Source organism: Streptomyces sp. NPDC093260 (assembly GCF_040683715.1).
In the GTDB taxonomy this organism is placed as follows: Bacteria; Actinomycetota; Actinomycetes; order Streptomycetales; family Streptomycetaceae; genus Streptomyces; species Streptomyces sennicomposti.
Genome location: NZ_JBFBEK010000006.1, coordinates 168,673 through 179,225 on the forward strand (window position 1 = coordinate 168,673; position 10,553 = coordinate 179,225).

Annotated in this window: 8 protein-coding genes; 1 reads left to right on the forward strand and 7 read right to left on the reverse strand. The window is 72.2% G+C overall.

Annotated features, from left to right (window positions below; all coding sequences use genetic code 11):
- Positions 1-27: 27 nt before the first annotated feature.
- The 7 genes from murD to rsmH form a co-directional block, all read right to left on the reverse strand.
- Positions 28-1,449, reverse strand: a complete 1,422-nt coding sequence (gene murD, locus AB0N63_RS10275; protein ID WP_365526791.1) for a UDP-N-acetylmuramoyl-L-alanine--D-glutamate ligase — start codon at positions 1,447-1,449, stop codon at positions 28-30.
- The gene (gene mraY, locus AB0N63_RS10280; RefSeq protein WP_019984409.1) at positions 1,431-2,501 is read right to left on the reverse strand and encodes a phospho-N-acetylmuramoyl-pentapeptide-transferase; all 1,071 of its coding nucleotides are present in this window, start codon (positions 2,499-2,501) and stop codon (positions 1,431-1,433) included. Before mraY ends, murD begins: the two co-directional genes overlap by 19 nt.
- A complete protein-coding gene (murF, locus tag AB0N63_RS10285; protein WP_360721302.1) occupies positions 2,501-3,916 on the reverse strand; it encodes a UDP-N-acetylmuramoyl-tripeptide--D-alanyl-D-alanine ligase in 1,416 nt (471 codons plus the stop codon). Before murF ends, mraY begins: the two co-directional genes overlap by 1 nt.
- Positions 3,917-3,944: 28 nt before the next feature.
- Positions 3,945-5,465: a UDP-N-acetylmuramoyl-L-alanyl-D-glutamate--2,6-diaminopimelate ligase gene (locus tag AB0N63_RS10290; protein ID WP_365527044.1), complete on the reverse strand. Its 1,521-nt coding sequence runs from the start codon at positions 5,463-5,465 to the stop codon at positions 3,945-3,947.
- A gap of 255 nt (positions 5,466-5,720) precedes the next feature.
- Entirely contained in the window at positions 5,721-7,679 is a 1,959-nt protein-coding gene (locus AB0N63_RS10295) for a penicillin-binding protein 2 (protein WP_365526794.1), read from the reverse strand.
- Between the two features lie 5 nt (positions 7,680-7,684).
- Positions 7,685-8,332 (reverse strand): septum formation initiator family protein, encoded by a 648-nt coding sequence (locus tag AB0N63_RS10300; RefSeq protein ID WP_365526796.1) that lies wholly within the window; start codon positions 8,330-8,332, stop codon positions 7,685-7,687.
- 14 nt (positions 8,333-8,346) lie between these two features.
- A complete protein-coding gene (rsmH, locus tag AB0N63_RS10305; RefSeq protein WP_365526799.1) occupies positions 8,347-9,303 on the reverse strand; it encodes a 16S rRNA (cytosine(1402)-N(4))-methyltransferase RsmH in 957 nt (318 codons plus the stop codon).
- A 402-nt stretch (positions 9,304-9,705) separates the two neighbouring features.
- Here rsmH and AB0N63_RS10310 point away from each other — a divergent pair, with 402 nt between their 5' ends.
- Positions 9,706-10,275: a carbonic anhydrase gene (locus AB0N63_RS10310; RefSeq protein WP_365526802.1), complete on the forward strand. Its 570-nt coding sequence runs from the start codon at positions 9,706-9,708 to the stop codon at positions 10,273-10,275.
- Positions 10,276-10,553: the final 278 nt, after the last annotated feature.

A 10,553-nucleotide genomic window follows, 5' to 3' on the forward strand; every position in this document is an offset into this window, starting at 1 on the left:
GGTCGCCCGGCGACAGGGCGGCCGGGTTCAGCGGGCGCCGAGTTCGCGAACGGCCTCCGCGAACGCGTCACCACGCTGGTTGTAGTTGGCGAACATGTCCATCGAGGCGCAGGCCGGGGCCAGCAGCACCGTGTCGCCGGACCGGGCGAGCCGCCGTGCCTCCTGGACGGCCTGGAGCATCGCCCCAGTGTCGGTCCGGTCGAGGTCGACCACGGGGACCTCGGGCGCGTGTCGCGCGAGGGCGTCGCGGATGAGCGCGCGGTCGGCGCCGATGAGCACCGCGCCGCGCAGCCGTTTCGCCGCCCCCGCGACGAGTTCGTCGAAGGTCGCGCCCTTCGCCAGTCCGCCCGCAATCCATACGATCGACTCATATGACGCCAACGACGCCTCGGTGGCGTGGGTGTTGGTGGCCTTGGAGTCGTCGACGTAGGCGACGCCGTCCACGTCGGCCACGTGCGCGATGCGGTGGGCGTCCGGGGTGAACGACCTCAGGCCGTCGCGGACCGCCGCGGCCGGCACGCCGAAGGCGCGCGCGAGGGCCGCCGCGGCAAGGGCGTTGGCGATGTTGTGCGGGGCGGGCGGGTTCACGTCGGAGACCTCGGCCAGCTCCTGCGCGTTCTTCTGCCGGTCCGCCACGAAGGCCCGGTCGACCAGGATGCCTTCCACGACGCCGAGTTGGGAGGGGCCGGGGGTGCCGAGGGTGAACCCGACGGCACGGCAGCCCTCCTCCACGTCCGCCGCACGCACCAGGTCCTCGGTGGCCTTGTCGGCGGCGTTGTAGACGCAGGCGACGCGATTGCCCTCGTAGATACGGCCCTTGTCGGCGGCGTACGCCGCCATGGAGCCGTGCCAGTCGAGGTGGTCGGGGGCGAGGTTGAGGACCGCGGCCGAGTGCGCCCTCAGGGAGGGCGCCCAGTGCAGCTGGTAGCTGGAGAGCTCGACGGCGAGCACGTCGTACTTCTCCTCGCCGAGGACGGCGTCCAGCAGGGAGACGCCGATGTTGCCGACCGCGGCGGTGCGCAGGCCCGCCGCCTTCAGGATGGCGGCGAGCATCTGCACGGTGGTGGTCTTGCCGTTGGTGCCCGTGACGGCCAGCCAGGGGGCGGCGTCGGGGCCGCGCAGCCGCCAGGCGAGCTCCACGTCGCCCCAGACGGGGACGCCGGCCCGCTCGGCGGCCAGGAACAGCGGCTTGTCCGGCTTCCAGCCGGGCGCGGTGACGACCAGTTCGGCGCCCTCGGGCAGGGTGTCCCCGTCGCCGAGGCGCACGGTGACGCCCAGGGCCTGGAGTTCGGCCGCCTGCGCCCGGGCGCGCTCGTCATCGCCGTCGTTGACGACGGTGACGCGGGCGCCGAGCCCGGCCAGGACCTTGGCCGCCGGGACCCCGGAGACGCCGAGTCCGGCGACGGTGACGTTCTTCCCCTGCCAGTCGGTCACTTGTCCGCTGCCCATCCCGCGTAGAAGAGGCCGAGTCCGACGATCACGCAGATGCCCTGGATGATCCAGAAGCGGACCACCACGAGGACCTCGGACCAGCCCTTGAGTTCGAAGTGGTGCTGGAGCGGCGCCATCCGGAAGACGCGCCGGCCGGTGAGCCGGAACGAGCCGACCTGGATGACCACCGACATGGTGATGAGCACGAACAGGCCGCCCAGCAGCGCGAGCAGCAGCTCGGTGCGCGAGCAGATCGCGAGACCGGCGAGGACGCCGCCGAGCGCCAGCGAGCCGGTGTCGCCCATGAAGATCTTGGCCGGCGAGGTGTTCCACCACAGGAAGCCGAGGCAGGCGCCCATGAGTGCGGAGGCGACCACCGCGAGGTCGAGCGGATCGCGCACCTCGTAACAGGCGTTGGGGTTGGTCAGCGTCATCGCGTTGGCGCAGGACTCCTGGAACTGCCACACGCCGATGAAGGTGTACGCGCCGAAGACCAGTACGGAGGCGCCGGTGGCCAGACCGTCCAGACCGTCGGTGAGGTTCACGCCGTTCGACATCGCGAGGATCATGAACAGCGCCCAGATCACGAACAGCACCGGACCGATGGTCCAGCCGAAGTCGGTGATGAAGGACAGCTTGGTGGAGGCCGGGGTGTTGCCGCGGTTGTCGGAGAACTGCAGCGCGAGCACCGCGAAGCCGATGCCGACGATCAGCTGGCCGGCCATCTTCGCCTTGGCCCGCAGACCGAGCGAGCGCCGCTTGACGATCTTGATGTAGTCGTCGAGGAAGCCGACCAGGCCCATGCCGACCATCAGGCCCAGCACCAGCAGCCCCGAGTAGGTCGGGGCGTAGCCGGTGATGACCTTGGACAGGAAGTACGCGGCGACGGTGGCCAGGATGAAGGCGATGCCGCCCATCGTCGGCGTACCGCGCTTGCTGGCGTGCTCGCGCGGGCCGTCGTCGCGGATGTACTGCCCGTAGCCCTTGCGGGCGAGGAGCTTGATCAGCAGCGGAGTGCCGACCAGCGTCAGGAACAGGCCGATGACTCCCGCGAACAGGATCTGCTTCATCATCGGCCGGCGACCTCGCCTTCGGCAGCGGTCTCGAGCAGCGCCGCGGCGACGCCCTCCAGACCGACCGAACGGGACGCCTTCACGAGGACCACGTCCCCCGGGCGCAACTCGCTGCGCAACAGGTCGATCGCCGCCTGTGCGTCGGACACGTGCACCGACTCCTCACCCCACGAACCCTCGTTATATGCGCCCAGTTGCAGCCAGGACGCTTCCCTGCCCCCGACCGCGACGAGCTTGCTGACGTTGAGCCGGACGGCGAGCCGTCCGACCGCGTCGTGCTCGGCGAGCGCCTCGTCCCCGAGCTCGGCCATCTTGCCGAGCACCGCCCAGGTCCGCCGCCCCTTGCCCATGGCCACGAGCGCGCGCAGGGCGGCCCGCATGGACTCCGGGTTGGCGTTGTAGGCGTCGTTGACGACGGTCACGCCGTCCGGGCGCTCGGTGACCTCCATCCGCCAGCGGGAGAGGGAGCCCGCCTCGGAGAGCGCGGTGGCGATCTCGGTTGCGGACATGCCCAGCTCATGGGCGACGGCGGCCGCGGCGAGCGCGTTCGACACGTGGTGCTCACCGTACAGGCGCATGGTCACATCGGATGCACCGGAGGGTGTGTGAAGCCTGAAGGAAGGCTGTCCGCTGTCCGTGAGTCTCACGTTCTCGGCACGTACGTCCGCTTCGTCGGACTCACCGAAAAGGATCACCTTCGCCTTCGTACGGGAGGCCATGGCCCGTACCAGGGGGTCGTCGGCGTTGAGGATCGCCGCGCCGCCGTCCTCTGCCGCGGGCAGGCTCTCCACGAGTTCGCCCTTGGCCTGGGCGATCTGCTCGCGGCCGCCGAACTCGCCGATGTGGGCGGAGCCGACGTTGAGCACCAGGCCCACCTTCGGCGGGGTCAGCTCGGTGAGGTAGCGGATGTGGCCGATACCGCGGGCGCCCATCTCCAGCACGAGGAACCGGGTGTCCTCGGTGGCGCTGAGGGCGGTCAGCGGCAGCCCGATCTCGTTGTTGAGCGAGCCCGGCGTGAACACCGTCGGCGCCTTGGTCTGCAGGACCTGGGCGATCAGGTCCTTGGTGCTGGTCTTGCCGGCCGAGCCGGTCAGCGCGACCAGGGTCGCGCCGAGCCGGTTCACGACGTGGCGGGCGAGGGCGCCGAGGGCGGCCTGGACGTCCTCGACCACGATCGCGGGCACGCCGACGGGGCGGGACGCCAGCACGGCGACCGCGCCCGCCTCCACGACGGCGGCGGCGAAGTCGTGGCCGTCCACGCGCTCGCCGACGAAGGCGACGAAGAGGCTGCCGGGCACCGCCTCGCGGGAGTCCCGGACGACGGGTCCGGTGACCTGGACGGACGGATCCGGTATGTCGTGCGTCTGCCCGCCGACGACTGCTGCGATCTCGGCGAGGGAGAGGGCGATCACAAGTTCATCCCCTGGGTCTTCTGGATTTTCATCCCTGGGTGTTCTGGATAGCTTCGCGGAGCACCTGGCGGTCGTCGAACGGACGGACCACGCCGGCGATGTCCTGGCCCTGCTCGTGGCCCTTGCCCGCGACCAGCACGGTGTCCCCGGGCCGGGCCCGGGCGACGGCGGCGGCGATGGCGGCGGCCCGCTCCTCGAAGAGCAGCACCTCGCCGCGCTCGTGCGCGGGCACCGAGGCCGCGCCCTGGAGCATGGCCGCCAGGATCGCGAGCGGGTCCTCGGAGCGGGGGTTGTCGGAGGTCAGCACGGCGGTGTCGGCCAGCCGCGCCACGGCGGCGCCCATCGGCTCGCGCTTGGTGCGGTCGCGGTCGCCGCCGCAGCCGAGCACGACGTGCACCCGGCCCTTGGTGACCTTGCGCAGGGCGCGCAGCACCGACTCGACGGCGTCGGTCTTGTGCGCGTAGTCGACCACCGCGAGGTAGGGCTGGCCCGCGTCCACCCGCTCCAGCCGGCCCGGCACGCCCGGTACGGCGGCGATGCCGTCGGCGGCGGTCTGCGCGTCGAGGCCGGCGGCGGCCAGGGCGACGATCGCGGCGAGGGTGTTGGCCACGTTGAACGGGCCGGGCAGCGGCGAGCGGGCGCTGATCCGCAGACCCTCGGGGCCGGTCACGGTGAAGACGGAGTCCATCGGCCCGATCTGGACGTCCTCGGCGCGCCAGTCGGCGTCGGGGTGGCCCTCGGCCGAATAGGTGACGACCGGGACGCTGGCCTCCTTGGCGAGCCGCCGGCCGTACTCGTCGTCGACGTTGACGATCCCGAGCCGGCTGCGGGCCGGGGTGAACAGCTGCGCCTTGGCCTGGAAGTAGTCCTCCATGCCGGAGTGGAACTCCATGTGCTCCGGGCTGAGGTTGGTGAAGACGGCGACGTCGAAGACGCAGCCGTCGACCCGCCCCAGCACCAGGGCGTGGCTGGAGACCTCCATGGCGACCGCCTCGACGCCGCGCTCGCGCATGACCGCGAACAGGGCCTGGAGGTCGGTGGCTTCCGGGGTGGTGCGCTCGGACTTGATGCGCTCCTCGCCGATCCGCGTCTCCACCGTGCCGATCAGGCCGGTGGCCTTCGCGGTCTTCAGGCCGCCCTCGACGAGGTAGGCGGTGGTGGTCTTGCCGGAGGTGCCGGTGATGCCGATCTGGAGCAGGTCGCGGCCGGGCCGGCCGTAGATCGTGGCGGCCAGTTCGCCCATCCGCGCGCGCGGGTCCTCGACGGTCAGGACCGGCAGTCCGGTGGCGGCGGCGCGTTCGGCGCCGGCCGGGTCGGTGAGCACGGCGACCGCGCCGAGGCTCGCGGCCTGGGTGACGAAGTCGGCGCCGTGCGCGCGGGCCCCGGGCAGGGCCGCGTACAGGTCGCCGGGGCGCACGGCGCGCGAGTCGTGGGTGATGCCCGTGACGTCGGCGGTGCGGTCCGGCTGCGCGGCACCCAGTTGTTCGGCCAGCTCCGCGAGGGGTGCGGCGGAGACCTGAACCGGTCGCGGCGGCCCCGGATATGTCACGGACGCGCCTTTCTGGGTGGTGGGGGACTGATCAGCGTGTGGCACGGCGGTGAGCGTACCGGGCGTACCCGCCTGGGAGCGAAGTGAGGGCTGGGGACGGGGACGGTTCCCGGGATCGGGGGTGATCGTTGTCACGGGCTGGTTCCTGGTGGTTCCGTGCGGGTGGTACGGGTCGTGCGGGTCCCGGCGGCGGGGCGGTCCGCGCCGCGGTGAGCGGCGGCGGCGCGGGACCGTCCCGGCCGGGGGCGGCGCGGGTCAGGGCTTGAACTCCACGGGCAGGCTCGCGGCCTTCGCCCCGGTGGGCGGCACCTGGAGGGTCTTCAGCGCGAACTCCATGACCTGCTTGTAGATGGGTCCGCAGATCTGGCCGCCGTAGTAGTTGCCCTTGGTGGCGTTCTGGATCGCGCAGTAGACGGTGACGCGGGGATTGTCGGCGGGCGCGAAGCCGGCGAAGGACGAGGTGTAGCCGCGGTACCGGCCGGTGGCCGGATCCACTCGGTTGGCGGTGCCCGTCTTGCCCGCGACCCGGTACCCGGGGATGCGTGCCTTCATGCCGGTGCCCTGCTCGTCGTCCACGACGGACTCCAGCATCTGGGCGAGTTCCTTGGCCGTCTTGGCGCTCACCACGCGGGTGGTGGCGGGTTTCTCGGCCGGGGTGAAGCGGCCGTCGGCTCCCTTGGTGCCGCGCACCAGCGTCGGCTGGATCCGGACCCCGCCGTTGGCGATCGTGGAGTACACGGAGGCGGCCTGGACGGCGTTGACGGAGACGCCCTGGCCGAACGGGATCGTGTACTGCTGCGAAGTGGACCACTTCTCGGGCGGGGCGAGGATGCCCTTGGTCTCGCCGGGGAGGTGCAGGCCGGTGTAGCCGCCGATGCCGAACTTGCGCAGATAGGAGTAGAGGACCTTGTTGGCCTCGGCCTGGGTCTTGCCGAGCTGCCCGGTGGCCTCGATGGTGCCGATGTTGCTGGACTTGGCGAGCACGCCGTTGAGCGTGAGGTACCAGGTCTTGTGGTCGACGTCGTCGTGGAAGAGCCGGTCGCCGCGGTGCAGCCGGTTGGGCACGACGACATGGGTGAGCGGGGTGGCGGCGTTCTCCTGGAGCACGGCGGCCATCGACATGAGCTTGGCGGTGGAGCCGGGCTCGAAGGCGTCCTGGACGGCGGCGTTGCCGAGCGCGGCCGGGTCGGCGTGGGCGAGGTCGCCGGGGTCGAAGCCCGGGGAGTTCGCCATGGCGAGGATCTCGCCGGTCCGGGTGTCCTGGACGATCACGTAGCCGCGGTCCGCCTCGGACTTGCGCACCTGCTCGGTGATGGCGTTCTGGGCGGCCCACTGGATGTCGCGGTCGATGGTCAGTTCCACGTCGGAGCCGGGCACCGCGGGCGTCTGGGTGGAGCCGACCGTGGGCACCTCGCGGCCGCCGGACTGGGCGTAGCGGATTTTGCCGGGCTTGCCGGACAGCTCCTTGTCGAGCTGCTGTTCGACGCCGCCGCCGCCCTTGCCCTCGGCGTTGACCCAGCCGAGCAGGGCCGCGGCGAGGTCGCCGTTGGGGTAGACCCGCTTGCTGCTGGGGTCGGAGAAGACGCCGGCGAGGACGTTGACCGTGGTCCTGTCGGTCTGCGCCTTCTTGGTGAGGGCGGCCTTGAGGTCCTTGATCTGCTTCCAGACCTGCGGGGTCTGCCGGCGGGCCAGCAGCACGTACCGCGTGTTCTGCGTCTTCAGCTTCCTGACCAGGCCCGCCTGGTCCTGGCCGAGGATCGGGGCGAGCAGGGCCGCGGCCTGTTCGGGGCCGTCGCCGACCTTCAGCGTCTCGCGGGTGAACATGGTGGGGTCGGCGGTGATGTCGTCGGCGTCCACGCTGGCCGCGAGGGCGACGCCGTTGCGGTCGGTGATGCCGCCCCGCTCGGCGGCGATGGTGTGGACGACGTAGCGGTTCTCGTCGGCCTTGGCGGCGTAGGCGGCGGCGTCCACGGCCTGCACCTGGAGCAGTCGGACCATGAAGACCAGCAGCACCAGGGTCAGCGCCACGGCGATCAGGCGCAGCCGCGGGCGGGGGCTGCCGAGCTTGAGGACCCGCACGGGCGGCGGCCGCCAGGTCGAGTTGGGGCGGCGGACCGGACGGGCGCCGGAGCCGGGACGCGGCCGGCTGCTGCCGGGGCGGGCGGGCCTTGCGGGTCCGGGCACGCGGCGGCGCGGCGGTTCCCTGTCGGACACTTCCGTCACCTGCCGGGGGTCGTGGTCGTGGCGGGCTGGGTGGCCGCCGGTGCGACGGGCGCGGCGGCCTCGGGGAGGGCGGGCTGCGGCGCGTTCGGAGCGGGGCCGTTCAGGGGGGTGGCCTCCGTCGGGACGGGAGTCGCGGGCAGCGGGGTCACGGGGACGCCGTCCGCGGGCGGGCCGGCCGTCGGGACGGCGCCGGGCAGGCCCGCGGCGCCCGTGAGGGACTCGGGCGGGCGTACGGAGACCGGCAGCTCCAGGTAGGCGGACTGGTCGGCGAGGGACTGCTCGGGGGCGGCCGAGGGGACGCCCTTGACGGTGCCGTCCGGGTTCAGGAAGGCCGGGTCGCCGCCGGGCACCATGCCGAGCCGGCGGGCGCGGCGCTCCAGGGCGTCGGGGGCGGAGTAGGCGTCGATGTCCCGCTGGAGGGCCTGTTCCTCGTCGGTGAGGTTCTTGGTGTCCTTCTGGAGGTCGTCCTGCTGGAACGCGCCCTCGCTGAGCGCGGAGTTCAGCACCAGCAGCCCGATCAGGCCGCCGCCGAGGAGCAGCACGACCAGGAGGACGAAGGGCGTGCGGGCGGCCTGTCGCCGGTTCGCCGGGAAGAGCCGCGCCAGCCGGGCGGCGCGGCCCCTCAGTTCCGGTTTCCCTCTCACTGGTCCCCCTTGCCTCACTCGACGTCCGCCCTGACGCGCTCGACCCCGCGCAGCCGGGCCGGCGCCGCCCGCCGGTTCTCGGCGATCTCCTCCTCGGTGGGAAGTTCGGCACCGCGCGTCAGCAGCTTGAGCCGGGGCTGGTAGCGCTCGGGGACGACCGGGAGTCCGGGGGGCGCGGTGGAGGCGGCGCCTGCCGCGAACACCTGCTTGACCAGCCGGTCTTCGAGGGATTGGTACGACAGTACGGCGATCCGACCGCCGACGTCGAGGGCCTTCACGGCGGCCGGGATCGCCCGCTCCAGGACGGCGAGTTCGCCGTTGACCTCGATGCGCAGCGCCTGGAAGGTGCGCTTGGCCGGGTTGCCGCCGGTGCGCTTGGCGGCCTGCGGCAGCGCGTCGCGGATCAGCTCCACCAGGCGGGCGCTGCTGGTGAACGGCTCCTTCTCGCGCGCGCGGACGATCGCGGCCACGATCCGCTTGGCCTGCTTCTCCTCGCCGTACGCGCGCAGGATGCGGACGAGTTCGCCGGGCGGGTAGGTGTTGAGGACCTCGGCGGCGCTGATGCCGGTCGTCTGGTCCATGCGCATGTCCAGGGGGGCGTCCTGGGCGTAGGCGAAGCCGCGGTCGGCCTCGTCCAGCTGCATGGAGGAGACGCCGAGGTCGAACAGGACGCCCTGCACGCGCGCGATGCCGAGCCGGTCGAGCACGTCGGGCAGCTCGTCGTAGACGGCGTGCACCAGGGTGGCCCGGTCGCCGAAGGGGGCCAGGCGCTCGCCCGACAGGCGCAGCGCCTCCTTGTCGCGGTCGAGGCCGACGAGACGGGCCTCGGGGAAGCGGGTGAGCAGCGCCTCGCTGTGTCCGCCGAGGCCGAGGGTGCAGTCGACGACCACCGCCCCCGGCCGCTCCAGGGCGGGCGCCAGGAGATCCAGGCACCGCTGGAGCATCACGGGGACGTGTCGGCTGTCGCTCAAGGGGGCCTCTCAGGTCCGGCGCGTCCCGCACGCACCGCCGGGTCCCCGACCGCTCACGGACGGTAGGCCCGACCGGCGCCGGAAGCGTCAGCCGACCGGGAGCGGGAGGAGGCCGAGCCGTACGTACGCGCCGCGCACGTGGGGAGACCGCTCGGGCGGTTGCCGGGGCCTCCGGGGAATGCATGTCCAGCAGGGAGAGCGGCGCCTCCCGCTTCGCGTCACTTTAGTCCACCGTGTCGCCCGGTCAATCAACCGGCCTGCGCGTCGCCCGACGGAGTGCCGCCGACACGGCGATCCGGTGAGTTTCACCCGGAAGGCGGAGGGTAGCGGCCTGTGTGGAGTCGCTCACAACAAGCGACTGTGGTGCTTTTTGTCCTCTCTCATAAGAGGAACGCGAGAGGCATGACCAGTAACGTCATGAGTATGACGACTTCTGCATCAGTTCCCGCGGGATCCGAGAACGCCATAACGGACACCGACGTCATCGACAGCCTCGTCGCGGCGAACGCGGCCTACGCCGACGCGTTCACCGACCCGGGGATGGACGCCCGCCCGGTCCGCAAGGTCACGGTCGTCTCCTGCATGGACGCCCGTATCGACCTGCACGCCGCGCTCGGCCTGCGGCTCGGCGACTGTCACACCGTCCGCAACGCCGGCGGCGTGGTCACCGACGACGTCATCCGCTCCCTGGCCATCAGCCAGCGGGCGCTCGGCACCCGCAGCGTGGTGCTGATCCACCACACCAACTGCGGCATGGAGTCCATCACCGAGGAGTTCCGGCACGAGCTGGAGATGGAGGTCGGCCAGCGGCCGTCCTGGGCGGTGGAGGCGTTCAAGGACGTCGACCAGGACGTGCGGCAGTCGATGCGGCGCGTGCGGACCTCGCCGTTCCTGCTGCACACCGACGACGTGCGCGGCTTCGTCTTCGACGTCCGCACGGGCCGGCTGCGCGAGATCGACCCGGCGGCCTGACCGCGCCCGGGGGCGCGCCCCCGCACGCCACGGCGCGGCCGCGCCCCCCACGAGCCCCGGCGACCGGGCCCCCGCGGACCTCTAGGGCCGTGCCGCGAGGACGCGGAACCGCCCCGGCCGCATACACGGAATCGCTGGTCGGCGTGGACGGAACCGCGAGTTGTCACCTGGTAAAGGTCATAAGACCTGACATATCGCGGCCAGTTGTCCACAGGCGGATGACACGAATCGGTAACGGCGGCAAGAATGCGGGTGTGACACCACGCGGAACTACGCAG

Bases quoted from the DNA above. Each gene is read 5' to 3' on its own strand.
- murD (WP_365526791.1), bottom strand. From the start codon at position 1,449: ATGGGCAGCGGACAAGTGACCGACTGGCAGGGGAAGAACGTCACCGTC.
- mraY (WP_019984409.1), bottom strand. From the start codon at position 2,501: ATGAAGCAGATCCTGTTCGCGGGAGTCATCGGCCTGTTCCTGACGCTG.
- AB0N63_RS10310 (WP_365526802.1), top strand. From the start codon at position 9,706: ATGACCAGTAACGTCATGAGTATGACGACTTCTGCATCAGTTCCCGCG.